The following is a 24074-nucleotide window of genomic DNA, read 5'->3' as shown; positions in this document are numbered from 1 at the left end:
CGTCAGCCGGGCTGGCGCTGCGCGCATCACCCGGCACCGCCATTGCTACTCGTCGTGATGCTCGTGGTGCTCGGCCGCCCCATGCTTCCAGTAGCTGGCCACGTGCAGATGCTGCTTCGGCACGCCGGCTTCAATGAAATGCCCGCGCAAGCCCTGTACCTGCGCATGCTCGCACGCCACCCACACGTAGCCGTCGCCGTTCTGCGGCAAGACCACCTTCGCCAGTTCCGCCAGCAGCAAGGCGCCGCTGCGGCCATTGCGCGCCACCCAGCGCACGTCCAGCTGCGCCGCACTGTCCAGCGCGACCTGCTCGCCGTCTTCGACGATGTCGATCACGGCAATCGCGCGCGCCGTGGCCGGCAGCTGTTCCAGGCGCCGGGCGATGGCCGGCAAGGCCGTCTGGTCGCCCACCAGCACATACCAGTCGAAATCGAGCGGCACCAGCATGGAGCCGCGCGGGCCGCCCACGCCCAGGGTCTGGCCGGGCGCCGCTTGCGCCGCCCAGCTGGCCGCGGGGCCGTCGCCATGCAGCACGAAGTCGATTTCCAGTTCGCGCCGCGCGGCGTCGTAGCGGCGCGGCGTGTAGTTGCGGGCGATGGGGCGGGCGCCCTCGGCATACTGGATGGGATTGGCGCCATTGCCCAGCACGGGGAACACGGGAGTGTTCTCGCCCGGGGCGGGGAAGAACAGTTTCACGTGGTCGTCGTGCGCGGGCGAGACAAAGCCGTCCAGGTCGTCCCCTGCCAGCGTGATGCGGCGCATGTGCGGCGTCAGCTGCTCCGTGCGCACGACGGTGAGCACGCGCAGTTTCAAGTCATGCCGCACGCGCTCGATGGCATGCGGGCGTGGTGTTGCAGGTGAGGCAGTAGTCATTGCTTGTCCTTGTAAAGTGGGCTCAGTGGCTGTCGACGATGGCGTTGGCCGCCTGTTCCAGCACGGCCGATACGCGCTCGGCTTCCGCCTCGCTCCAGTTGGTCTTGTTCAGCAAGAGCGCATGCTTGAGGGTGTGCATGGCCTGGCGCACGCGTTCGGGCAAGGCGTTGCGCGCCTGGACGCGGGCGAACATGTCGAGGCGTGCCAGGATGCCGTCCACCTGGGCGCGGTTCTCGTCGAGGTAGGCGCGGCCCAGCTCCGTGATCGTGTAGAGCTTCTTGCCGCTGGCGCTTTCGCCTGACGTAACGTAGTCCTGCTCTTCCAGCAAGGTCAGGGTCGGATACACGGCGCCCGGGCTGGGCGCATACGCGCCGCCGCAACGCTCTTCGATGGCCTTGATGATTTCATAGCCGTGGCGCGGGCTGATTTCGATCAGCGCCAGCACGATCAGCGGCAGGTCGCCGCGGCCGAAGACGCGCTCGGCCCGTTCGCCGCGTCCGCCCCGGCCACCGGGGCCGCCATGGCCCATGCCGTCGCCGCGCTCGTCGAAGCCGCGCGGGCCGCGGCCGTGCAGATAGTAGTCGCTGCGGTGCTCATGGCGGTGTTCGTGGCGCTGCTCGCCGTGATGGTGGCGCTGCTGGCCGCAATGGCCGTGATGGTGGTGATGGTGGTGATGGCCGCCGTGGCCGTGTTCTGCGTGGTGTGAGTTTCTCATGTTTTCTCTTTAAAGATATATCGTTAGTAGGTATCGTCATTTTATAACGATATATCGATAAGTCAAGGAGAAATTTGTTATGCTCGCCGTTCCCCAATCGACACGCCCCTGCCATGCCTGAAAAAACCGTTGCTGAAAAAATGTATGTGAAAAATGCTCAGGCCCTGGCCGTGCTCAATGATGGCGGCGAGCACGCCGCCCTGCTGGCGCAGTTGCCGGCCGAACGGCGGGKGGGKGRAGGAGAGCGCGCCGACTGGATACTGCTGTTCGCGCGCAGCCGCGCGGAACTGGAGCAGCACCTGCCTGCGGCGCGGGCGCGCCTGGCGCCCGGCGGCGCGCTGTGGGTGGCCTACCGCAAGGGCGGCGTGAAGGCGGGCAGCGACATCCACCGCGACGATATCCGCGGCTTTGCGCAAACCGTGGGGCTCGACAGCGTGGCGATGATCGCCATCGACGCCGACTGGTCGGCGCTGCGCCTGAAACAGGCTTGAGAGGGTTTTAAGCGATGCCGTGCAGGGCCAGCGCCCATTCGACGTGTTCGCGCACGATGGCCGACGGGTGCGCGCGGCGCGACAGCAGGGCCGCGACGATGTCGGCCTGGCCCCGGGCCTTGGCGGCCGCATTGCCCATGCCGACGGCCAGGTTACGCAGCCAGCGTTCGTGGCCGATGCGACGGATCGCGCTGCCTTCCATGCGGCGGTTGAATTCCTCTTCCGTCCAGGCAAACAGCTCCACCATGCCGGCGCTGCCCAGGCTGTGGCGCTCGTCGAAGTCGGGCACCACGGCGCGCTGGGCGAACTTGTTCCATGGGCAGACGGTCTGGCAATCGTCGCAGCCGTACACCTTGTTGCCGATCAGGGGACGCATCTCGACGGGAATGGCGCCTTTCAGCTCAATCGTCAGGTAGGAGATGCAGCGGCGCGCGTCGAGCTGGTACGGCCCCAGGATGGCCTGCGTCGGGCACACCGTGATGCACGCCGAGCACTGGCCGCAGCGCGGCGTTTCAGGCGGGTCGACGGGCAGCGGCACGTCGATGAGGATCTCGCCGAGGAAAAAGAAGGAGCCGCCCTGGCGGTTGATCAGCAAGGTGTGCTTGCCGCGCCAGCCCAAGCCGCCCTTTTGCGCCAGTTCCACTTCCATCACGGGCGCCGAATCGCTGAAGACGCGGTAGCCGAAGTCGCCGATCTCGCCCTTGATGCGGTCGGCCAGCTGCTGCAGGCGCGAACGCATGACCTTGTGATAATCACGGCCGCGCGCATACACCGAGATCACGGCCGCCGCGGGATCGGCGTCGCGCGCCGCCTCGTGCGCGCGCCAGTCCGGCCCCAGCGCCGGCGGCAGGTAATTCATGCGCGCGCTGATGGCGCGCACCGTGCCGGGCACCAGTTCGGCCGGGCGGGCGCGCTTCATGCCGTGGCTGGCCATGTAGTCCATTTCGCCGTGATACCCTGCATCGAGCCAGGCCTGCAAGGGCGCTTCCATGTGCGACAGGTCCACGTCGGCGATGCGCACTTCGGCAAAACCCAGCTCGCGCCCCCATTCCTTGATGGTGCGCGCCAGGGAGGCGAGATCGGTGGTGGTGGCGGACATAGGGGACTTTACGGAAAACGGCAGGCGCGCGGGCGGTTACAATAACGGCAGCCTCCATTTTATGCGATACCGAAGATAATGACCGAACACTTCATAGCCCACCTCCACGACGAAGCCGGCACGGCCGCGCTGGGCGCCGCATTGGCGCGCGCGCTGGCGCCGGGCCTGGCGATCTACCTGCACGGCGACCTGGGCGCCGGCAAGACGGCCCTCACGCGCGCCCTGCTGCACGCGGCCGGCCATGCGGGCCACGTCAAAAGCCCCACCTACACCTTGTCCGAACCGTACACGGTGCAGCTCGGCGGCCAGAGCGTCAACGTCATCCACTTCGACCTGTATCGCATGGGCAGCGCCGAGGAATTTCTCGACGCGGGCTTTCGCGAAGACTTCGACGGCCGCAATATCTGCATCGTCGAATGGCCGGAGAAAGCCGAACCGGTTCTGCCGCCTGCCGACCTGAATGTTTATTTGAGCGTTGCGGGTACAGGACGTGATGTAGAATTGCAAGCGTCTTCTGAATTGGGTCTGTCATGCCTTCACCGTCTCAAATTCGCCCCGAACCTTTGATCTCCTCGCCCATCACCCGGCGCACGGTGCTCAAGGCCGGCGGCACCCTGCTGTTGTCCGTGTTCGCGCCCATGTCGGCGATGGCGGCGCAAATTCTCGCCGTGCGCGTCTGGCCGGCCGAGGACTACACGCGCGTCACCCTGGAAAACGACAGCATCCTCAAGGCGACCCACTTCATCGTCAAGGACCCGGAACGGCTGGTAGTCGACATCGAAGGGCTGGAACTCAATCCCACGCTCAAGGGCCTGGTGGCGAAGATACAGTCGAACGACCCCTACATCAAGCAGGTGCGCGTGGGCCAGAACCGCCCCAACGTGGTGCGCCTGGTGTTCGACCTGAAGGAAGAAGTCACGCCGCAGCTGTTTACCCTGCCGCCGGCCGGCTCCTACAATCACCGTTTGATCTTCGACCTGTATCCCGTGCGCGAGCCGGACCTGATCGCGCAGATGATCGAAAAGGGCGACTGGTCGAGCGATCCGGCCAAGCCGCCCATGGCCGGCACGCATACGCCGCCGCCCGCGCTGCCACTGCCCGACAGCGGCAAGGCGCCGGCGGCCGTGGCGCCGCCGGTGGCGTCCATCGTGCCGCCCGTGCCCGACGTCCGCCCGGAACAGCGCCCGGAAGCGCGCCCGCTGCCGGGCCAGAAGGTGGTGCGCATGATTACCATCGCCCTCGACCCCGGCCACGGCGGCGAGGACCCGGGCGCCATGGGCAGTAAAGGCAGCCGCGAGAAAGACGTGGTGCTGGCCATTGCCAAGCGCCTGAAAACCAAGCTGGAACTGCAGCCGAACATGCGCGTCATGCTCACGCGCGACGCCGATTTCTTCGTCCCGCTGGGCATGCGCGTGGAAAAGGCGCGCAAGGTGCAGGCTGACCTGTTCGTCTCGATCCACGCCGACGCCTTTATCCAGCCGACGGCACGTGGCTCGTCCGTCTTCGTGCTGTCCGAAAAAGGCGCCACCTCGACGGCCGCGCGCTGGCTGGCCAACAAGGAAAACCAGGCCGACCTGATTGGCGGCGTGAACGTCAAGAACCACGACAAGCAACTGGCCAGCGTGCTGCTCGACCTGTCGACGACGGCGCAGATCAATGACAGCATGAAGCTGGGCAAGGCCGTGCTGCGCGAAATCGGCGGCATCAACCGCCTGCACAAGGGTTCCGTCGAGCAGGCCGGCTTCGCCGTGCTGAAAGCGCCGGATATTCCTTCCATCCTGATCGAAACGGCCTTCATCTCGAATCCGGAAGAAGAAGCCAAGCTGACCGACAACGGCTACCAGGACCAGATGGCCGACGCCATCGTCACGGGCATCAAGAATTACTTTGCGAAGAATCCGCCGCTGGCGAAAAGCCGCCTGACCTGACATGAAAGCCTAGCATGAGCAACAGCACCTTTGGCCAGCTGCCGGCCGTGATCATCCGCGCCGCCGACGGCGCGCAGGCGACCGTGACCCTGTACGGCGGCCACCTGGTGTCGTGGCGGACCAGCGACGGCCAGGAACGCCTGTTCTGCAGCCGCGCATCGAGCCTCGACGGCAGCCGCGCCATCCGTGGCGGCGTGCCCGTGATCTTTCCCCAGTTCGGCGCGCGCGGCACAGGCATGCGCCACGGCTTTGCACGCGTGGCGACGTGGCAGCTGGAATCGACCGGCGACGCCGATGGCGCGGCATGGGCGCAATTCGTCCTGCATCACGCGGATCTGCCGGAAGCGATCGCCGCCGCCTGGGACTACGCCTTCACCCTGCGCCTGCGCGTGGCCGTCACAGGCTCCGCGCTGGAGCTGCAGCTGTCCGTGCACAATACGGGCGAGCAGGCGTTCCCGTTCTCGGCCGCCCTGCACAGCTACTTTGCGATCGATCAATTGAGCGAGGCGCGCATTGGCGGCCTGCAGCGCGTGCGCTATTCGGACGACGCGCCGCAGGACGCGCTGCAGGCGGAAGAATTGCTGCAGTTTGCGGACAAGCTGGACCGCATCTACTACCAGCTGCCGGGCGCACTGAGCCTGCAGGCAGGCGCCGCCACCCTGCGCCTGGAGCAGCAGGGCTTCACGGATGCCGTCGTATGGAACCCCGGCGCGCAGGACGCGGCCGCCCTGCCCGACCTGGCCGACGACGAATACCAGCGCTTCATCTGCATCGAGCCGGCGCTGATCCAGCCCGATACGCTGGCTGCCGGCGCCGAATGGACGGGCCGCCAGCGCCTGGAATGCGTTTAGTTGGATTCCTTGATGATGCGTCCGTTACCAGATTGAACCGGGCGCGCATTGAGCGGATACAAACGGCTGAACAGCGCCATCTGCGCCGGCGATGCCTGTACCGGCTGCTTCATCACCAGCCACAGCACGCCCTCGCTGCAGGGTGGTGAAGTCAGCGATCCCATATAGGTGTAGTAATCGCGCCGCGCCGGCAGCATCTCGGCAGGATCGAGCAAAATGGTCGGCTGCATGGTCTCGAATTTCTCCAGCGGCAGATTGTTCCACACGGTCTGGATGGTCGCTTGCGGCGCGCCCCGCTCCAGCAGCAGGGCCAGCACGGCCAGACGGCCTTCCGCATCGCGGTGCACCAGGTGCACCACCATCTCGAACGCCTTGCCATTGATGCGCTCTTCGGAAGGGCGGTGGAAATGGAATTGCTGCAGCTCGAACATGCGGTTCTGTACCGTGATGTAGTTGCCGCCGCTCACTCCCACCTGCACCGTATGGCCATTGTCGACCACACTGAAGGACGACGGATGGTAGTCAAAGCTGATCTGCTCAAGTTCCACCTTCATGCCATCGCGGATGTCGATCGGCGACTGGCGATTGCCATTGCCGCACTTGGCCCAGTCGACATTGATCTTGCTCCAGTTGGCCGGGCCACTCTCGCCCTCGTACGACCAGTGCGTGCCGCGCGGCACCGGTGGCGCAGGCGGCGGCGCCGCTTTCACTACCGCGGCGCGCTTGGCGCGGGCGGCGGCGCGGGCCGCCTGCGTGGCGCGCATTTCCGCCAGGCGCGCCGCGATGCGTTCGGACAGGTCGACTTCGGCCGCTTCTTCCTTGTCGCGCGCCGTCGGCGCGACGACGACTGGCGCCTTGCCCTCCTTGCCCTTGACGGATTCCGTCAGGGTTTTCATGGCGGCCGCGCGCGCCGACGCCGACATGGGCGCGCTCGCTGGTGCGGACGCGGCGGCGCTCGCCGAAGCGGGGGCATCTTTGGCGCTTGCCATGGCCGCCATGGCGGCAAGGCTGCAAGCTAACAGGGCGCTCAAATGTCGCATGGAAATCCAGAAAGTGAGAATACCCTCTGGTTTACGGCTCGAAAGCAACAAAACTTGAATCAGCGCGGGAGTAAAACAGAAATGCGAAGAAGAAAGTTAATCCAGGGCCAGCTGCGGACGGCGCCGCAGCGCGCTTGCCCTGGATCGTTCCAGCAATCAGGCCGACTTGCCGGCCATGCGCTTGTAGAGTTTCCACATGCCGCCCAGCACCACCGGCACGACGGCAGCGCCGACACCGATCAGCACGATCAAGGTCAGGTGGTCGCGTATCCACGGGATATTACCAAAGAAATAACCCGCCGTCACCAGACCGACCACCCACAACAGGGCGCCCGTCACGTTGTACATCTGGAAGCGCGCATGCGTCATGTCGGAAATGCCGGCCACGAACGGGGCAAAGGTACGCACCACCGGCACGAAACGGGCCAGGATGATGGTCTTGCCGCCGTGCTTTTCAAAAAATTCATGCGTGCGGCGCATGGCATCCTTGTTGATCCAGCGGTAATCATGGGTAAACACTCTTTGCCCGATGGCCTCGCCTATCCAGTAATTGAGCGTGTTGCCCGTGACGGCGGCCGTCACCAGCAGCGCGATCAGCAAGCCCAGGTGCATTTGCCCCGTCGCGCAAAACGCGCCGGCGATAAACAGTAGCGTGTCCCCAGGGAAGAAAAACAGCACCACGAGGCCTGTTTCACAAAAAATAATGGCGAACAGCACCGCATACACGAGGGTGCCGTACTGCTCGATCAAGAGACCCAGCGTCTTGTCGACATGCACGATCATGTCGAGGAATTGCACAAAATCCATATATTTTTCCCTAAAGGTAGCGGCGGAATCATACACCACCCGGCCGGCGCAACGGCAGTCCCCGGCCCGATATTTCCGGATTAATTATGCGGCGCCCTTGCGTGTGTGGCAATTTAAGGAAAGGTTAAGGAAAGCGCCATGCCAAAGTGTCCGGCCCGGCTTGCCGTCCCGCAGGCCTGACGTACTTGACGCAATGTTTTTCCACCGAAATATTGCCATTCCGGTATACACTTTCTGACCGGCGCAACCCGCGCCGACCAGGAGAAAACATGTATCGACACCCATTGAGCGGCCTGACCATGGCCACCGTACTGGGCCTTGCACATCTGACGGCCCACGCAGCCCCTGTCCAGATCAAGGCGCCCGCCGAATTGCCCGCCAAGGCGAGCCTGGCCGACGTGATCAAGGCCTCGACACCATCCGACTGGCGTGCGCTGGACCCGGACAACACCTTGTATATGGACATTCCCGGCGGCCGCGTGGTGATCGAACTGGCGCCCGACTTCGCGCCCAGGCACGTGGCCAATATCAAGGCCCTGGTGGCGGAACAGTATTACGACGGCCTGGCCATCACGCGCGCGCAGGACAACTGGGTGGCGCAATGGGGTGATCCGAACGAGAAAAATCCCAAGCCTATCCAGCACGCCCAGCGCACTCTGCCTGGCGAATTCACGGTACCCTTGACAAACATCAAGAGTTTTACCCGCCTGCCGGACGTCGATGGCTATGCGCCGCAAGTGGGCCATTCGAACGGTTTTCCGTCCGCGCGCGATCCGAAAACCGGCACGGCCTGGCTCACGCATTGCTATGCCACCGTGGGCGTGGGCCGCGACAGCGCCAGCGACAGCGGCGGCGGCACCGAGCTGTACGCCGTCATCGGCCAGTCGCCGCGCCACCTGGACCGCGACATCACGGTCGTCGGCAGGGTCGTCTCGGGCATGCCATTGCTGTCGACGCTGCCACGGGGCACGGCCCCCATGGGCTTTTATGACAGCCCCGAGAAAAACGTGCCGATCAAGTCCATCCGCCTGGCCGCCAGCGTGCCTTTGGCACAGCGCAGCAACCTGGAAGTGATGCGCACCGACAGCGCCGCCTACCAGGCCGTGCTGGAGGCCCAGCGCCACCGCGGCGGCCCCTGGAGCAAGGTCACGGCCGGCCACGTCGACCTGTGCAATGCGCCGATACCGGTGCGGGAGGCGGGGAAGTAACGCAACCCGAGGCTAAGACTGCGGTCAGACCCAGGGCACGTTGGCGCTGAACTTTGCGTTAGCGGCGTTGAGGATCTGCCCCCAAATACAGGCATGGGCACAGCAGTGCCTCCGCTTGCGAACCCGTTATAATCAGGGCATGAACGCTCCCATCACGCCCCACCGCCCGATCCAGGCCCTGCCTGACCAGTTGATTTCGCAAATCGCCGCCGGCGAGGTGGTCGAGCGGCCGTCGGCCGTGGTCAAGGAGCTGCTGGAAAACGCGCTCGACTCGGGCGCCACGCAAATTACGGTACGGCTGGAAGAAGGGGGCGTGAAACGCATCGCGATCACCGACAATGGCCGCGGCATCGACAAAGACCAGCTGCCGCTGGCCCTGGCGCGCCACGCCACCTCGAAAATCGCATCGCTGCACGACCTGGAAAACGTGGGCACCCTGGGCTTCCGGGGCGAAGCGCTGGCCTCCATCGCCTCGGTGGCCGCCGTTAGCGTGACTTCGCGCACGGCCGACGCCGCTCATGCCTGGGAAATCGTCGGCTCGCACAATGGCAGCGTCTCGCCGTCGTCGGGCGCGCACGGCACCACGGTCGACGTGCAGGACCTGTATTTCAACACGCCCGCGCGGCGCAAGTTCCTCAAATCCGAGCAGACGGAATACGGCCATTGCGCCGAAGTCGTGCGCCGCATCGCGCTGGCGCGGCCCGACGTGTCGTTCTCGCTGTCGCACAACGGCCGCACCATCGACCAGTGGAATATCAGCGAACTGGCCAAGCGCAGCGCCCACATCCTGGGCAACGACTTCGCCGAAGCGCGCCTGGCGCTGGACGAGTCGGCCGGCAGCCTGCGCATTCACGGCTTTGCCGGCTTGCCGACGGCGTCCAAGGCGCGCGCCGACGGCCAGTTCTTTTATGTCAACGGACGCTTCGTGCGCGACAAGCTGCTGGTGCACGCCGTGCGCATGGCGTATCAAGACGTGCTGCACGGCGACCGCTTCCCCTCGTATGTGCTGGCGCTCGACCTCGACCCGGCCCTGGTCGACGTCAACGTGCACCCGTCGAAGATCGAAGTGCGCTTCCGCGACAGCCGATCCGTGCACCAGTTCGTCTTCCACGCCGTGCAGCGCGCGCTGGCGCAAACGTCGGCCACGGCCTTCGGCAGCGTGCCGGCGCCGCTGCCGGCCGCCTCTACCCTGGGCGGCGGCGACGCGGGGGCGGCTACCGGCGGCCCCGGCATCTGGCGGCGCGAGCAGACGCAGACCTCGTTCGGCGCGCAATTTACGAATACCTTCGCGCCCGCCTCGCCCGGCCCGGCCCGTCCCTTCTTTGCCGAGGCGCCAGGCGTGGCCCAGGATACGGCGGCCTACGGCGCCCTGTTCGGCGGCGGCGCCAACTCGCCCATCACGCAGGTGGCGCCGTACATCGCTTCGCCCGAAGCGATGGCGCGCGAAGAATATCCGCTGGGCTTTGCCCTGGCCCAGCTGCACGGCATTTATATATTGGCGCAGAACACCAAGGGCCTGGTGCTGGTCGACATGCACGCCGCGCACGAGCGCATCCTGTACGAACAGCTGAAAAACGCGCTGCAGGCGCAAGTGTCCGGCCAGGACATGCAGGTGCAGTCCTTGCTGATTCCCGTGACCTTTTATGCGGACGCCATCGAAGTGTCGACGGCGAATGAAAACCAGGACACGTTAAAAGCGCTGGGATTCGACATTGCCGCCCTGTCGCCCACCACCCTGGCCGTGCGCTCCGTGCCGACCCTGCTGAAAAACGCCGATGCGCAAACGCTGGCGCGCGACGTGCTGCGCGACGTGCGCGAATACGGCGGCTCGCGCGTGCTGATCGAGCGCCAGAACGAATTGCTGGGCACCCTGGCCTGCCACACGGCCGTGCGCGCCAACCGGATTTTATCGGTGCAGGAAATGAACGCCCTGCTGCGCCAGATGGAGAGCACGGAACGCGCCGACCAGTGCAACCATGGCCGGCCCACCTGGGTGCAGGTCGAGATCAACGCGCTAGACAAGCTATTTTTACGGGGACAGTGAGTTCCCCCCAAACGGCGCATACCGGGGTCGGACCCTGAGGGTCCGACCCCGGCCCTTAACGCCGGGTTTGACAAAGACCTACTCAGACTTGCGCACCACCTTACAAGATTCAACATGCAAACCACCCCACACCTCCCCCTGGCCGTCGCCATCATGGGCCCCACGGCCAGCGGCAAGACGGCCAGTGCGCTGGCCATCGCGCAAGCCATCCCATCCGAGATCATCTCCGTCGATTCCGCCCTCGTTTACCGCGGCATGGATATCGGCACTGCCAAGCCGTCGAAAGAGGAACTGGCCGCCGTGCCGCATCATCTGATCGATATCATCGACCCTCTGGACGCGTATTCGGTGGCGCAGTTCCGCAACGATACCCTGCGCCTGGTGGCGGAGATCTCCGCGCGCGGCAAGCTGCCGCTGCTCGTCGGCGGCACCATGCTGTACTTCAAGGGCCTGGCCGATGGCCTCGACGATTTGCCCGGCGCCGATCCCGCCTTGCGCGCCCAATTGGAAGAGGATGCGGCCGCCATCGGCTGGCCTGCCATGCATGCGCGCCTGGCGCAGCAGGACCCCGTCACGGCGGCGCGCCTGGCGCCGCAGGACGCACAGCGCATCGGCCGCGCGCTGGAAATCATCGCCCTGTCGGGCCAGCCCATGTCGGCCCTGCTGGCCCTGCGCGAAAAGACCGTGCTGCCATTCCGGCTGCAATCGTTCGCGCTGGAGCCGTCCGACCGCGCCGTGCTGCACGCGCGCATCGCCACGCGCTTCGACCTCATGCTGAAAAACGACGCCTTGCTCGATGAAGTGGAACAGCTGCGCCGGCGCGGCGACCTGCATCCGGGCCTGCCCTCGATGCGCTGCGTGGGCTACCGCCAGGCCTGGGAGTACCTCGATGGCCGCATCGACCGCGCCGCGCTGCGCGAGACGGGCATCATCGCCACGCGCCAGCTGGCCAAACGGCAGCTCACCTGGCTGCGCTCGATGCCGGAGCGCATCGTCATCGATTGCCTGGGCCCAGACCCGGCCTCATCCATGCTGGCGCAGATTCAAGCGTTGCTGAAATAATCACAGAGACCAGCCATCACGAAAAATCCACAGATTTTTCATGGCCAGCATTGACAAGGAAATGCGAAGACTGGATAATGCTCGGCTGTTGGGTGATATAGCTCAGTTGGTTAGAGCACAGCATTCATAATGCTGGGGTCGGTGGTTCAAGTCCACCTATCACCACCAAAGAACATCGATCAGGTTTTTTCCTTGATCAAAACGAGCATCCGGTCTGACCGGTCTGTTTGGTGATATAGCTCAGTTGGTTAGAGCACAGCATTCATAATGCTGGGGTCGGTGGTTCAAGTCCACCTATCACCACCAAGAATTTGCAGCATCGAAAAACCCGCCCTTGCCCCGTGCAGCGGCGGGTTTTTTCATTTCCGACCCCTGCATTGCGGTCTGCACGCAACACCTGCCCCCCTCCGCATGCAATCGGGGATTGTGGCGAGACGCCACTGGCGCTTACAATGAGAATAATTCTCATTTATATTATTCATTCCCCATGTCCGCCATCCAGCCCAGCCTGCAACAGCAAGTGCAGTCGCTCTACAGCGAGCATCACGGCTGGCTGGTGGGCTGGCTGCGCAAAAAGCTCAGCTGTCCGCATGGCGCGGCCGACGTCGCGCAAGACACGTTCGTACGCATCATCGCCTCGCGCGACGCCTTGTTCGGCATGCGCGAGCCGCGCGCCTATCTGTCCACCACGGCCAAGCGCTTGCTGCTCGACCGCGCGCGCCGGCAAGTACTCGAACGCAGCTACCTGGCGGAACTGGCCCTGCTGGCCGACAGCCTGCCCGGCGCGCCATCGCCGGACGAGGTGTTGATGGCCATGCAGGCGCTCGGGCAGATCGCCGGCGCGCTGGCGGGCCTGTCCGCCAGGGTGCGCGACGCCTTTCTGCTGCATTACCTGGAAGAGCTGCCGCAGGCGGCCGTCGCCGCACAGCTGAACGTCTCCACGCGCATGGTGCAGAAATACCTGGTGCAAGCCTTGCTGGCCTGCCGCCACGCCTGCCCGGGCATGACGGCATGAGCAGCACACGCACGGATATCGTCGCCGAACAGGCCGCCCACTGGATCGTGCAGCTGAGCGCGGACGACCCGGCCGAGCGCGAACAGGCGCGTGCCGGCTTTGCCGCGTGGAAGGCGGCCGACCCGCTGCATGCGACGACGGCGGCCGGCATGGAAAGCCTGCTGGGCCAGTTGCACGCCGTGCGCGAACCGGCCGGCGGCGACCATCGGCCCGCGCGCGCCGCGCTGGCCGCCATCGCGCCCAAGCGTTCCCGCCAGCGCCTGCGCCAGCTGGCCGCCGCCAGCGCCGCCACCATGCTGGTACTGACAACTGCCATGCTGGCCAGCGAACGCCCCGCCTACCTGCTGGCCGACCTGCGCAGCCCCACGGGACAATGGCGCACGCATACCCTGGCCGACGGCAGCCGCCTCACCCTGGGCAGCGACAGCGCCGTCAACGTGCATTTCAGCGCGGGCGAGCGGCATGTGGAACTGGTGCGGGGGGACATCCTCGTCGACGTGGCCAAGGATGCGCAGCGGCCCTTCATCGTCGACAGCGGCCAGGCGGCGATCCGCGCGCTGGGCACGCGCTTCACGGTGCGCAGGGACGGCGCCGCCACCATCCTGAGCATGCTGGAGTCGAAAGTATCGGCGCAAGTGCCGCGGCAGCCGGCCAGCATCGTGCAGGCGGGCCAGCGCGCGCGCATCACGGACGATGGCGTGGGCCCCATCACGGCCATCGATGCGGCCGGCGTGCAGGACGCCTGGCGCGCGCACCAGCTGGTGGTCGACGACCAGCCGCTGGCCGAGGTGCTCGACGAGCTGGCCCGCTACCGTCCCGGCCAGCTGCATTACGACCGCGCGCAGCTCGCGCACATCCGCGTGGCGGCCGTGCTGCCGCTGGACGACACGGACAAGGCCCTGCAGCTGTTGATCGACAATTTCCCGCAACTGCGCATCCGCATGCTGACGCGCTACCTGGTGATGGTGGATGCGCCCGCCAGCTCCCCCGCAATAAAATAAATAAAAATAATTAGCATTCGCAGTTCCACTTTGCGCATCTCGTGCGTCAAGGCAGCTGAGATCATTCAAAAAAGGCTGTCACCATGTACGCTCAAGTTGTTGCTGTCACGTCCCAGAACACCCTGCGCACGCGTCTGCGCACGCTGGCCCTGGCCGCCCTGCTGCTGGCAAGCGCCGGCATGCATGCCCAGGCAAATGCGCAAACGGCGCCTGCCACCGCCAGCTACGCCATCCCCGCCGGTCCGCTGGCTGGTGCCCTGAACCGCTATGCGCAGCAGGCGGGCGTATCCATCGTCATCGATGCCGCCAAGGTGCAGGGGCTGCAGACGGCAGGCCTGCAGGGCAGCTACGCCATCGATGACGGCTTTGCAGCGCTGCTGCGCGGCAGCGGCTACGCCATCGGCAAGACGTCCACCGGCTATGTGCTGGTGGCCGCGCCGATGCCCGCACCCACGGCGGCGGCCAATGCCGCCTCGGCGGCCGAGCGCACCATGCCCTCGATTACCATCGTCGGCCAGGCCGAACAAGGCGCCACCACGGAAGGCAGCGGCTCCTACACGGCGCGTAGCATCACCATCGGCAAGGGCGAGCAGGCGATGAAGGACATCCCCCAATCCGTGAGCGTGCTGACGCGCCAGCGCCTGGACGACCAGGGCATCACGGACTTGCGTGTAGCCGTCAACAACGTCACCGGCGTGGTGGGCGTGCATGGCGTGGGTCCGGGCGTGGTCATCACGGCGCGCGGCTTCCAGATCGATCAATGGCAGTACGATGGCGTGCCCATCGACCGCAACACCTATGCGCTGGGTAACTGGGGCCAGGAAAACATGGTCATCTACGACCGCCTGGAAGTGCTGCGCGGCGCCTCGGGCATGCTGGTCGGCACGGGCAGCCCGGGCGGCTCCGTCAGCCTGGTGCGCAAGCGCCCGGCCGCCGCGCGCAGTGTCAGCATGACTGCGCGCGCCGGTTCGTGGGACCACTATGGCGCCCAGCTCGACGTCAGCAGCCCCTTGAACGCGGACGCCAGCCTGCGCGGGCGCGTTATTGTCGATGAAGACGACAGCCATTCCTTCGTCGACCAGGTGTGGAGCCAGAACCGTACCCTGTACGCGGCACTCGACTATGACCTGGGACCGGCCACCACCCTGGGCCTTGCCGTCAGCAACGTCAAGGCCCACGGCCGCCCCACCTTCATCGGCCTGCCCCGCTACGCGGACGGCAGCGCGCTGAACCTGCCCCGCTCCACCTTCACGGGCGCCGACTGGAACCGCAGCGAAGCCAGGCAAACCAACGTGTATCTCGACCTGGAACACCATTTCAACAGCCAGTGGAGCCTGAAGGCATCGGTCGTGAGCATGAAGGAAAACACCAGCTCCGTGCACCAGCGCGTGGCCATGCCCATCAATCCCGACGGCAGCGGCGCGCGCTATGGCGACTTTGGCATGGATTTCGACAACCGCAAGCGCGGCATCGATACCTACGTACGCGGCAAATTCGACGGCCTGGGCATCGCGCAGGAAGTCCTCGTGGGCGCCAGCTATGTCACGATGGCGTCGGACGACGTCTATGCCCGCGCCTGGGAATCCGGCGCCGACGTCTTCAACATCCGGCACAACCGCCCATGGCAAGACCTCGACAGCATCGCCGCGCGCGGCGTGCGGCCCGTCAGCACCTACGAAATACGCCAGAAGGGCCTGTATGGCAGCTGGAACGGCCAGCTGACCGGCAAGCTGAAAGCCGTGCTGGGCGGACGCTTCAGCTGGTACGACTTCGTGTATGCGACGCCCAAAGGTCCCGAAGAGCAGCTCAACGCCAGCGCCAGGTTCACGCCATCGGCGGGACTGATCTACGCGCTCGATCCGCAATGGTCGGCCTACGCCAGCTATGCCGACATCTTTACGCCGCAAAGCATCCGCGATGCGCAAGACAAGGTCCTCAAGCCCATCACGGGCAGCAACTACGAGGCGGGCATCAAGGGTGGGCTGATGGATGGCAAGGTCAACACCTCGCTGGCCGTGTTCCGTTACGACCACAAGAACCGTGCCGTGTTCGACTATGATGCGGGCATGGTGTGCGATAACGAGTACTGCTCGCGTGCCTCGGGCAAGGTGCGCAGCCAGGGCCTGGAAGCGGAAGTATCTGGCGAAGTGGCGCGCGGCTTGCAGCTGTCGGCCGGCTACGCCTACACGACGACGACCTATCTGAACGACCCGGACAACCACGGCAAGGCCTTTTCCACCTGGACGCCAAAGCACATGCTGCGCGTGTGGTCCAGCTATACCCTGCCCGGCGCCTGGGACAAGTTCAGCGTGGGCGCAGGCGTCAACACGCAAAGCCATACGATCGATACCGCGTACAAGTTCAAGGTTGCCGGCTTCTCCATCTGGAATGCACGCATGGCCTGGCAAGCCACGCAGCAAGTGGCCCTGTCGCTCAACATCAACAATGTCTTCGACAAGAACTACATCATCCCGTCCTACAACAATACGGGGTCGAATAACTACTATGGCGACCCGCGCAATGTACAGTTCACCTTGAAGTACACGCCGAAGTGGTAGGCTGACGCGCTGCGCTGACAGCACAGGCGGGCACGGCATTCAGCTGTGCCCGCCTTTTTTTCGTTCAGTGCTAGGCTTGCATTCGAGAATTATTCACCACGAAAAAGAGACATGCCCCAACCACTTCCCCTGTCCAGCATGCTGCTGGCCCTGGCTGCCTGCGCCAGCCCCGCCCTGGCCGTTGACGGCTATTACCAGAGCAAGACGCCGTACGCGCCGCAGCAGGACCCGGCCACGTATGCCGCGCCGCCGGCAGGCTTCCAGCCCATCTTCACACAGCTGGTGGCGCGCCACGGTGCGCGCGGACTAACCGGCATGAAGGGCGACGCGGCCCTGTACGCGATGTGGCGGCAGGCGGCCGCGCAGGATGCCCTGACGCCGCTGGGGCGCGCCCTGGGACCCGACATCCTGGCCCTGATGAAAGCCAATGCCTTGCTCGGCCATGGCGTGGMCGGCATCGAGCGGCCCGGCTACGGCAACCTGTCGCAGACAGGCATCGACGAGCACCGGCAGCTGGCCGCGCGCCTGCTGGCGCGCCTGCCCGCCCTGTTCGCGCAAGTGGGGCAGGACGCCGCCACGGCGCCGCGCCAGCTCGTCACCATCCATTCCGGCGTGGAGCGCGCGCGCGACAGTGCGCGCTTCTTCACGCAATCGCTGCTGGAGCACGCGCCGGCGCTGGCGCCGCTGCTGATCCTGCCGCCCGCGCCGGCGCCGTATCCGCAGGGACGCACCCCGGCGCCACCACCGGATGGCGTGAACCGCTTCCTGCTGTACGCGCACAAGCTGGCGCCGCAGACGGATTGGGTAGCCGACCGCGCCGACCCGCATTACGCCACCTATGCCGCCAGCCAGGCTTACCAGCGCTACGAACGGACCAAGCAGTTGCACGCCCTGATGGACGCTCCGGCGAGAGAGCCGGAAGCGGCCGCGCATGCGCGCCATGTGCTCGAACGCCTGTTTACACCGGCCTTCCTCGGCCAGTTCGAAGACGGGCGCGCCAGCTATGCGGACACGGGCAGCTACACCTTCACCAGCGCGGACGGCAAGCTGACGCGCACCATGACCGGCAGCGGCAAGACCGTCATCCGCAGCCGGAATGCCGCCGCGACGAAACTGTATGAGCTCTACGCAATCGCCGCCGGCATGCGGCATGAGGTAGCGGCCGATTTCAGCCGCTACATGCCGGCCGAGGATGCGCGCTACTACGCCGCTGTCGCCGACCACGAGGATTTTTACCAGAAGGGACCGGCCACCACGGAAAGCAGCGGCGTGACCTGGCGCTTCGCGCTGGCCTTGCGCGAGGATTTTTTCAATGAGGTCGATGCACTGGCCAGGGGCGACCTGCGCCACGCGGCCAAGCTGCGCTTCACGCACGCGGAAATGATCATCCCGCTGGCCTCGGCCCTGGGTCTGCAGCAGGCGCTGCCGCCAGGGACCAGCTACAACTATACGGACAGTCCATGGCGCGGCCAGAGCGTCTCGCCGCTGGCGGCCAATTTGCAGTGGGATGTGTACCGCAACGGACAAGGCGAGCTCATCGTGCGCCTGCTGTACAACGAAAGGGAAACGCCCTTCCAGCCAGCGTGCGACGGCGCCCGCATCGCGCCGGGCAGCGTCTTCTACGACTACGCGCAACTGAAATCCTGCTACGGCCACGTGGCGGCGCAATAAAAAAGCCGCCAGCTGGGCAGCTGGCGGCTTGTGGCGCGCGCAGACGGCGCGTGCGCGTTGACTCGCTTACTGCCAGGCTTCCTTGCCCGCCTTCGGCTTGCCCACCATCAGCAGCGCGCCCAGGGTCAGCACGGCCGCCAGCGACAGGTAGTAGCCGACGTATTGCAAGCCGTAGTTGGTGGCCAGCCAGGTGGCGATGTACGGCGCCAGCGAGGCACCGAGGATGCCGGCCAGGTTGAAGGTCAGCGAGGCGCCCGTGTAGCGCACTTCAGGCGGGAACAGCTCGGACAGCATGGTGCCCAGCGGTCCGTAGGTCATGCCCATCAGGCCCAGGCCGACGGCCATGAAAACGGTCACTTCCCAGGTCACGCCCGAACCGAACATGGGCGCGAGCACCAGGCCGAAGATGGCGATGGCGACGGAGACCCAGATCATGGTGGCGCGGCGGCCGCGGCGGTCGGCCAGCACGGCCGAAAACGGAATCGTCAGGGCAAAGAACAGCACGGCAAACAGCTGCACGATAAGGAATTCCTTGCGCGTGAAGCCCAGCTTGGTCGTGCCCCAGCTCAGTGCGAACACCGTCATCAGGTAGAACAGCACGAAGGTGGCCAGGGCGATGATGGTGCCCAGGAACAGCATGCGGCCATGCTGGCGGAACACGGTGGCCACGGGCAGCTTGACGACCTCGTTCTTGTCGATGACTTTCTGGAAGTCCGGCGTTTCCGTGATCTTCAGGCGCACATACAGGCCGACGATGACCAAGAGCGCGCTGGCGAGGAAGGGGATGCGCCAGCCGTAGCTGAAAAATTGCTCATCAGTCATGGTTTCGCTCAGCAGCAGGAAGATACCGCCCGACAGGAAGAAGCCGATCGGCGCGCCCAGTTGCGGGAACATGCCGTACCAGGCGCGCTTGCCCGGTGGCGCGTTCTCGGTTGCCAGCAGCACCGCGCCGCCCCACTCGCCGCCCAGGCCCAGGCCCTGGCCGAAACGGCACAGCGCCAGCAGCAGCGGCGCCAGGGTGCCGATGGCGGCATAGGTCGGCAGCAAGCCGATGATGACGGTGGAAATCCCCATGGTCAGCAAGGCCGCCACGAGGGTGGCCTTGCGGCCGATGCGGTCACCGAAGTGGCCGAACACGGCCGAACCGATGGGGCGGGCGAAGAAGGCGATGGCGAACGTGGCCAGCGACTGCAGCACGGCGGCCGACGGGTCGCCGGCGGGGAAGAACAGTTTCGGGAACACCAGCACGGCGGCCGTGGCGTAGATATAAAAGTCAAAGAACTCGATGGTGGTGCCGATCAGGCTGGCGAACAGCACCGTGCCGGGGGAATTTTTCTTGTGGGGGGTGCTCATTTACTGCGCTCCTTGGGGAGGGTGTCTAAAGGCCATTCTCTGGATGTTTTTTCAGGCAGCAGCACAGCACGTTGTCTAGGCGCGCGGTTCACATATCATAGCTGTGCGCGGGCGTATTTGCTGCGAAATTGCTATTAAATTCGCAAACAAATTCCACGCTGCAACACGCCGTTGTTAACGGCAGACAACGGTGAACCAACGCGCGCTATCGCGCCGTGATCAGTGCTGATTTAGAGAAACAACGGTCGTGCGCCATCCGGTTACCCGGGGCACGGCAGGAAAGGCGTCAGGGGATGGGCGACGTGTATCAGGCCAGGCGTATCGCCAGGCATTCCGTACCAGACCCGCGCGTCGGCATCGCGGCATCGGTCATTTGTGGTGAATCCTTGCCTGCGGCCCCTCCGGGTGGAGCGGGCCGGCGATGATCGCGCTGCATCACGAAGGATGCGGTTGATCTTGCTGTAAGCGGCTTATGATACGCGCAGTGCTGCGGTGCGGCAAGAAGTTGTGGACAACTGCCGGGGTCAGTCGCTTCGCGATCGGAGCGCATCCCCTTGGGACGCACTCCCCCGGCGGGTCTGCCCCGAAGTTACGCCGCAATCAGGGCAAACGCCCTGGAGATGTCCGCGCTGTCGAGCGGGCGCACGAGGCGCGCCACTTCCCGGCCATCCTTGAGGAAAATCAAGGTCGGCCACAATTTCACGCGGAACGAACGCCCCAGCGCGCGGCCGGGGCCGTCTTCCACGCGAATATGCGCTACCCCGGGATACTGCGCCAACGCGGCCGCCAGCGGCGCCTCGGTGGCGCGGCAATGGCCGCACCAGCCAGCGCCGAATTCCAGCAGGGCCGGCCCGGCCAAGCCGTCGATCGCGGCGCGCGCCGGTTGTGCCATGCAATACGTGTCGTTCAGCATGCCGCTCTCCTTGACCGCTCAGACCACTTGCACGCGCAATTCGCCCAGGCCGTCGATGGCTCCCACCAATTCGTCGCCGCGCTGTACGGCCGCCACGCCGGCCGGCGTGCCCGTGTAGATCAGGTCGCCCGGCTGCAAGGTAAAGTAGGTGGACAGGTCGGCGATGGTTTCGGCCACGTTCCAGATCAGCATCTCGACGCTGCTGCTTTGACGCAGATCATCATTCACGCGCAGGGTGATGGCAGCATGGCTGATGTCGCCCGCCTGCGCGGCCGGCGTAATGGGGCCGATCGGCGCCGAGTGTTCGAAGGCCTTGCCCGTTTCCCATGGACGGCCCAGCTTTTTCGCCGCGCCCTGCACGTCGCGCCGCGTCATGTCCAGGCCGATCGCATAGCCCCACACGTGGTTCAATGCATCGGCCACGCCGATATCGCTGCCGCCCTTGCCAATGGCCACCACCAGCTCCATTTCATGCTGGAAATCCTGCGTCTGCGCCGGGTACGGCAATTCTCCCGTCGTGCCGGCCGGCACGGGCAGCACGGCGTCGGCCGGCTTCATGAAGAAAAACGGCGCCTCGCGGCCCGTATGGCCCATTTCCTTGGCGTGCTCGACATAGTTGCGTCCCACGCAATAGATGCGGTGAACAGGAAAAGTATCGACGCTGCCGGCAACGGGTACGCTGGCTTGCAAGGGTGCGGGAATAACATACGACATGACAACTCCTGATCGGCACGGTGGAAAAAGGCGGCAATGAAAAAGGGGCACCGCGGTGCCCCTTATTCTACGACAACGTTACTTCAGCAAGCCCGAGCGGCTCGGGTCCGGCATGCGGATGGCAACGATGAAGGAAATCAGGCACATGATGGTGACGTACCAATAGAAGTACTCTTCCACGTGCAAGGCCTTGAACTGCAGCGCCACGTATTCGGCCGAACCGCCGAACATGGCGTTGGCGACCGCATACGACAGGCCCACGCCCAGCGCGCGCACTTCGACGGGGAACATTTCCGCCTTGATCAAGCCGCTGATCGAGGTGTAGAAGCTGATGATGGCCAGCGCGATGATGATCAGGCCGAACGCCGCGTACGGGCTGGAAATATCCTTCAAGGCGTGCATGATCGGCAGCACGCACAGGGTGGCCAGGCCGCCGAAGAACAGCATCGAGGTGCGGCGGCCGATGCGGTCGGACAGGGCGCCGAACACCGGTTGCAGAATCATGTAGACGAGCAAGGCGCAGGTCATGACGGCGCTGGCCGTCTTGGTATCCATGCCGGCCGTGTTCACCAGGTATTTCTGCATGTAGGTGGTAAACGTGTAGAACACGAGCGAGCCGCCGGCAGTAAAACCCAGCACGGTAATAAACGCGCGCTTATGCTTGAGCAAGCCGCGCAGGCTGCCGGCGTCCTTGTCCTTGCGCTCGCTGGCGGTAGTCGTTTCCGTCAGCGATTTACGCAGGTTCAGCGAGACGAGGGCCGCCAGGGCGCCAAAGACGAACGGGATGCGCCAGCCCCAGGCACGCAGCTCTTCCAGCGTCAGCAACTGCTGCAGGATGACCAGCAACAGCAATGCCAGCAACTGGCCGCCAATCAGCGTCACGTACTGGAACGAGGCAAAGAAGCCGCGCTTGCCCGATTCCGACACTTCGCTCATATAGGTAGCGCTGGTGCCGTATTCGCCGCCGACGGACAGGCCCTGGAACAGGCGCGCCACCAGCAGCAGGAAGGGCGCGAAGGCGCCGATCGTGTCATACGTCGGCATGACGGCGATCATCAAGGAGCCGCCGCACATCATCAGCACGGAAATCATCATCGACTGGCGCCGGCCGTATTTGTCGGCGATGCGGCCGAACAGCCAGCCGCCCACCGGGCGCATCAGGAAGCCGGCGGCAAAGATGCCTGCCGTCTGCAGCAGTTGCGTGGTGGGGTTACCGGAAGGGAAGAAGGCGTGCGAGAAATACAGGGCGCAGAAGGAATAAATGTAGAAGTCGAACCATTCGACCAGGTTACCGGAAGAAGCGCCAATGATGGCCTTGATGCGCTGCTGGGAAGTCAGCTGCGCAACGTCATGCGGAGTATCGTGGGAAGTCATATCAATCTTCTTGTTCGTGTAAAAAAGACAACACCAGCCGGATTGCGCGGGCTGGTTTTGCATCATACGCCCTTGATCAAGGTCAAAAAGCCGTCCGGCATACGGGTTAATACGTACTACCGGCAACTTTTTCGCCTGCGGGCGCATGGAATCAGACCCGTTCCAGCACCAGCGCGATGCCCTGGCCTACACCGATGCACATGGTACAGAGCGCATAGCGTCCGCCCGTGCGGTGCAGCTGGTTGACGGCCGTCATGGCCAGGCGCGCACCGGAGGCGCCCAGCGGATGGCCGAGGGCGATGGCGCCGCCGTTCGGGTTGACGCGCGGATCGTCGTCGGGCAGACCCAGCTGGCGCAGCACGGCCAGGCCCTGCGCGGCAAACGCTTCGTTCAGTTCGATGACGTCGAAGTCGGCCAGGCTCAAACCCGTCATGGCCAGCACTTTCAGGGTGGCGGGCGCGGGGCCGATACCCATGATGCGGGGCGCCACGCCGGCCGTCGCCATGGCCACGACGTGGGCGCGAGGCGTCAGGCCGAAACGGGCAGCGTTCGCTTCGTCGGCCAGCAGCAGGGCCGCCGCGCCATCGTTGACGCCGGATGCGTTGCCGGCCGTGATCGTGCCATCGGCGCGCACGACAGGCTTGAGCTTGATCAAGGTTTCCAGGGTGGTGGCGCGCGGGTGCTCGTCGCGGGCAACGATCATCGGCTCGCCCTTCTTCTGCGCGATGCTGACGGGACAGATTTCGCTGTCGAACACGCCCGCCTGCTGCGCCGCCAGGGCCTTGACCTGGCTGGCCAGGGCGAACGCATCCTGGTCAGCGCGGCTGATGCCGAAGTCGCTGGCCACGTTTTCCGCCGTTTCCGGCATCGAATCGACGCCGTACCGCGCCTTCATCAGCGGGTTGATGAAGCGCCAGCCGATGGTCGTGTCTTCCATTTTCATGCCGCGCGAAAAGGCGCTGTCGGCCTTGCCCATGACGAATGGCGCGCGGCTCATGCTTTCCACCCCGCCGGCGACCAGCAAGCCCGCTTCGCCGCTCTTGATGAAGCGCGCGGCGCTGCCGATGGCGTCCAGGCCCGAGCCGCACAAACGGTTCAGGGTGGCGCCCGGCACGCTGTCGGGCAAGCCCGCCAGCAAGGCGGCCATGCGCGCCACGTTGCGGTTGTCCTCGCCCGCCTGGTTGGCGCAGCCGTACAGCACGTCCGTGACGGCCGTCCAGTCCACGTTGGGGTTGCGCGCCATCAAGGCACGGATGGGCACGGCGCCCAGGTCGTCGGCGCGCACGCCGGACAGGCCGCCGCCGTAGCGGCCAAACGGCGTACGCTGCGCGTCGCAGATATAAGCGTGAGTCATGCT

Annotated in this window: 21 protein-coding genes and 2 tRNA genes; 13 read left to right on the top strand and 10 right to left on the bottom strand. The window is 65.2% G+C overall.

Annotated elements, in window-relative coordinates; all coding sequences use genetic code 11:
• Nucleotides 1-45 precede the first annotated feature (45 nt).
• The gene (locus CBW50_RS01395; RefSeq protein ID WP_086143830.1) at nt 46-873 is read right to left on the bottom strand and encodes a siderophore-interacting protein; all 828 of its coding nucleotides are present in this window, start codon (nt 871-873) and stop codon (nt 46-48) included.
• A 22-nt stretch (nt 874-895) separates the two neighbouring features.
• Complete coding sequence (locus CBW50_RS01390; RefSeq protein ID WP_139842367.1) at nt 896-1588, bottom strand: PadR family transcriptional regulator; 693 nt, start codon at nt 1586-1588, stop codon at nt 896-898.
• A gap of 146 nt (nt 1589-1734) precedes the next feature.
• Here CBW50_RS01390 and CBW50_RS01385 point away from each other — a divergent pair, with 146 nt between their 5' ends.
• The gene (locus CBW50_RS01385; RefSeq protein WP_172404645.1) at nt 1735-2079 is read left to right on the top strand and encodes a DUF3052 family protein; all 345 of its coding nucleotides are present in this window, start codon (nt 1735-1737) and stop codon (nt 2077-2079) included.
• Between the two features lie 7 nt (nt 2080-2086).
• Here CBW50_RS01385 and queG read toward each other — a convergent pair whose 3' ends face one another.
• Nucleotides 2087-3178, bottom strand: coding sequence for a tRNA epoxyqueuosine(34) reductase QueG (gene queG / locus CBW50_RS01380; protein WP_086143827.1), 1092 nt, complete (start codon nt 3176-3178; stop codon nt 2087-2089).
• A gap of 78 nt (nt 3179-3256) precedes the next feature.
• Between queG and tsaE the strand changes: the two genes are divergently transcribed.
• The 3 genes from tsaE to CBW50_RS01365 are packed head-to-tail and all read left to right on the top strand — an operon-like array spanning nt 3257 to nt 5957.
• On the top strand, nt 3257-3745 hold the full coding sequence (gene tsaE / locus CBW50_RS01375) for a tRNA (adenosine(37)-N6)-threonylcarbamoyltransferase complex ATPase subunit type 1 TsaE (RefSeq protein WP_086143826.1): 489 nt from the start codon (nt 3257-3259) through the stop codon (nt 3743-3745).
• Complete coding sequence (locus CBW50_RS01370) at nt 3709-5106, top strand: N-acetylmuramoyl-L-alanine amidase (protein ID WP_086143825.1); 1398 nt, start codon at nt 3709-3711, stop codon at nt 5104-5106. Before tsaE ends, CBW50_RS01370 begins: the two co-directional genes overlap by 37 nt.
• A gap of 14 nt (nt 5107-5120) precedes the next feature.
• Nucleotides 5121-5957: a D-hexose-6-phosphate mutarotase gene (locus CBW50_RS01365; protein ID WP_086143824.1), complete on the top strand. Its 837-nt coding sequence runs from the start codon at nt 5121-5123 to the stop codon at nt 5955-5957.
• Here CBW50_RS01365 and CBW50_RS01360 read toward each other — a convergent pair.
• Nucleotides 5954-6997, bottom strand: coding sequence for a carbonic anhydrase (locus CBW50_RS01360; protein WP_172404644.1), 1044 nt, complete (start codon nt 6995-6997; stop codon nt 5954-5956). The two genes, CBW50_RS01365 and CBW50_RS01360, sit on opposite strands and share 4 nt — an antisense overlap.
• A gap of 156 nt (nt 6998-7153) precedes the next feature.
• Complete coding sequence (locus CBW50_RS01355) at nt 7154-7804, bottom strand: VTT domain-containing protein (protein WP_086143823.1); 651 nt, start codon at nt 7802-7804, stop codon at nt 7154-7156.
• Between the two features lie 269 nt (nt 7805-8073).
• Here CBW50_RS01355 and CBW50_RS01350 point away from each other — a divergent pair, with 269 nt between their 5' ends.
• The 9 genes from CBW50_RS01350 (at nt 8074) to CBW50_RS01310 (ending at nt 18363) form a co-directional block, all read left to right on the top strand.
• Nucleotides 8074-9012 carry a peptidylprolyl isomerase gene (locus CBW50_RS01350; protein ID WP_086143822.1) on the top strand — a complete coding sequence of 313 codons (939 nt, stop codon included), beginning with the start codon at nt 8074-8076 and terminating at the stop codon, nt 9010-9012.
• 139 nt (nt 9013-9151) lie between these two features.
• On the top strand, nt 9152-11056 hold the full coding sequence (gene mutL / locus CBW50_RS01345; protein WP_086143821.1) for a DNA mismatch repair endonuclease MutL: 1905 nt from the start codon (nt 9152-9154) through the stop codon (nt 11054-11056).
• Between the two features lie 114 nt (nt 11057-11170).
• The gene (miaA, locus tag CBW50_RS01340; RefSeq protein WP_086143820.1) at nt 11171-12118 is read left to right on the top strand and encodes a tRNA (adenosine(37)-N6)-dimethylallyltransferase MiaA; all 948 of its coding nucleotides are present in this window, start codon (nt 11171-11173) and stop codon (nt 12116-12118) included.
• Nucleotides 12119-12209: 91 nt separating this feature from the next.
• A tRNA-Met gene (locus CBW50_RS01335) sits at nt 12210-12286 on the top strand.
• Between the two features lie 61 nt (nt 12287-12347).
• Nucleotides 12348-12424 (top strand) — tRNA-Met (locus CBW50_RS01330).
• Between the two features lie 181 nt (nt 12425-12605).
• Nucleotides 12606-13133, top strand: coding sequence for a sigma-70 family RNA polymerase sigma factor (locus tag CBW50_RS01325; RefSeq protein ID WP_086143819.1), 528 nt, complete (start codon nt 12606-12608; stop codon nt 13131-13133).
• Complete coding sequence (locus CBW50_RS01320) at nt 13130-14134, top strand: FecR domain-containing protein (protein WP_086143818.1); 1005 nt, start codon at nt 13130-13132, stop codon at nt 14132-14134. The genes CBW50_RS01325 and CBW50_RS01320 overlap by 4 nt, the downstream gene beginning before the upstream one ends.
• An 83-nt stretch (nt 14135-14217) precedes the next feature.
• Entirely contained in the window at nt 14218-16692 is a 2475-nt protein-coding gene (locus tag CBW50_RS01315; protein WP_086143817.1) for a TonB-dependent receptor, read from the top strand.
• Nucleotides 16693-16803: 111 nt separating this feature from the next.
• Nucleotides 16804-18363, top strand: coding sequence for a histidine-type phosphatase (locus CBW50_RS01310; protein ID WP_086143816.1), 1560 nt, complete (start codon nt 16804-16806; stop codon nt 18361-18363).
• 66 nt (nt 18364-18429) lie between these two features.
• Here the strand turns inward: CBW50_RS01310 and CBW50_RS01305 are convergent, their stop codons facing one another.
• From CBW50_RS01305 to pcaF, 5 genes are all read right to left on the bottom strand, one after another.
• The gene (locus CBW50_RS01305) at nt 18430-19716 is read right to left on the bottom strand and encodes an MFS transporter (RefSeq protein ID WP_086143815.1); all 1287 of its coding nucleotides are present in this window, start codon (nt 19714-19716) and stop codon (nt 18430-18432) included.
• A 589-nt stretch (nt 19717-20305) separates the two neighbouring features.
• Nucleotides 20306-20629, bottom strand: a complete 324-nt coding sequence (locus CBW50_RS01300) for a thioredoxin family protein (protein ID WP_086143814.1) — start codon at nt 20627-20629, stop codon at nt 20306-20308.
• Between the two features lie 18 nt (nt 20630-20647).
• On the bottom strand, nt 20648-21343 hold the full coding sequence (locus tag CBW50_RS01295) for a fumarylacetoacetate hydrolase family protein (RefSeq protein WP_086143813.1): 696 nt from the start codon (nt 21341-21343) through the stop codon (nt 20648-20650).
• Nucleotides 21344-21421: 78 nt separating this feature from the next.
• Complete coding sequence (locus CBW50_RS01290) at nt 21422-22717, bottom strand: MFS family transporter (RefSeq protein WP_086143989.1); 1296 nt, start codon at nt 22715-22717, stop codon at nt 21422-21424.
• Between the two features lie 151 nt (nt 22718-22868).
• Nucleotides 22869-24071 (bottom strand): 3-oxoadipyl-CoA thiolase, encoded by a 1203-nt coding sequence (gene pcaF / locus CBW50_RS01285; protein WP_086143812.1) that lies wholly within the window; start codon nt 24069-24071, stop codon nt 22869-22871.
• Nucleotides 24072-24074 lie beyond the last annotated feature (3 nt).

Source organism: Janthinobacterium sp. GW458P (assembly GCF_002127585.1).
Classification (GTDB): domain Bacteria; phylum Pseudomonadota; class Gammaproteobacteria; order Burkholderiales; family Burkholderiaceae_D; genus Janthinobacterium.
Note: the sequence above shows the minus strand (reverse complement) of the source record. Positions and strands in the feature narration are given on the sequence as shown.

Excerpts from the sequence above, each read along its gene's own strand:
- CBW50_RS01395 (WP_086143830.1), bottom strand. The coding sequence starts at position 873 with ATGACTACTGCCTCACCTGCAACACCACGCCCGCATGCCATCGAGCGC.
- CBW50_RS01390 (WP_139842367.1), bottom strand. The coding sequence starts at position 1,588 with ATGAGAAACTCACACCACGCAGAACACGGCCACGGCGGCCATCACCAC.
- queG (WP_086143827.1), bottom strand. The coding sequence starts at position 3,178 with ATGTCCGCCACCACCACCGATCTCGCCTCCCTGGCGCGCACCATCAAG.
- tsaE (WP_086143826.1), top strand. The coding sequence starts at position 3,257 with ATGACCGAACACTTCATAGCCCACCTCCACGACGAAGCCGGCACGGCC.
- CBW50_RS01370 (WP_086143825.1), top strand. The coding sequence starts at position 3,709 with ATGCCTTCACCGTCTCAAATTCGCCCCGAACCTTTGATCTCCTCGCCC.
- CBW50_RS01365 (WP_086143824.1), top strand. The coding sequence starts at position 5,121 with ATGAGCAACAGCACCTTTGGCCAGCTGCCGGCCGTGATCATCCGCGCC.
- CBW50_RS01360 (WP_172404644.1), bottom strand. The coding sequence starts at position 6,997 with ATGCGACATTTGAGCGCCCTGTTAGCTTGCAGCCTTGCCGCCATGGCG.
- CBW50_RS01355 (WP_086143823.1), bottom strand. The coding sequence starts at position 7,804 with ATGGATTTTGTGCAATTCCTCGACATGATCGTGCATGTCGACAAGACG.
- CBW50_RS01350 (WP_086143822.1), top strand. The coding sequence starts at position 8,074 with ATGTATCGACACCCATTGAGCGGCCTGACCATGGCCACCGTACTGGGC.
- mutL (WP_086143821.1), top strand. The coding sequence starts at position 9,152 with ATGAACGCTCCCATCACGCCCCACCGCCCGATCCAGGCCCTGCCTGAC.
- miaA (WP_086143820.1), top strand. The coding sequence starts at position 11,171 with ATGCAAACCACCCCACACCTCCCCCTGGCCGTCGCCATCATGGGCCCC.
- CBW50_RS01325 (WP_086143819.1), top strand. The coding sequence starts at position 12,606 with ATGTCCGCCATCCAGCCCAGCCTGCAACAGCAAGTGCAGTCGCTCTAC.
- CBW50_RS01320 (WP_086143818.1), top strand. The coding sequence starts at position 13,130 with ATGAGCAGCACACGCACGGATATCGTCGCCGAACAGGCCGCCCACTGG.
- CBW50_RS01315 (WP_086143817.1), top strand. The coding sequence starts at position 14,218 with ATGTACGCTCAAGTTGTTGCTGTCACGTCCCAGAACACCCTGCGCACG.
- CBW50_RS01305 (WP_086143815.1), bottom strand. The coding sequence starts at position 19,716 with ATGAGCACCCCCCACAAGAAAAATTCCCCCGGCACGGTGCTGTTCGCC.
- CBW50_RS01300 (WP_086143814.1), bottom strand. The coding sequence starts at position 20,629 with ATGCTGAACGACACGTATTGCATGGCACAACCGGCGCGCGCCGCGATC.
- CBW50_RS01295 (WP_086143813.1), bottom strand. The coding sequence starts at position 21,343 with ATGTCGTATGTTATTCCCGCACCCTTGCAAGCCAGCGTACCCGTTGCC.
- CBW50_RS01290 (WP_086143989.1), bottom strand. The coding sequence starts at position 22,717 with ATGACTTCCCACGATACTCCGCATGACGTTGCGCAGCTGACTTCCCAG.
- pcaF (WP_086143812.1), bottom strand. The coding sequence starts at position 24,071 with ATGACTCACGCTTATATCTGCGACGCGCAGCGTACGCCGTTTGGCCGC.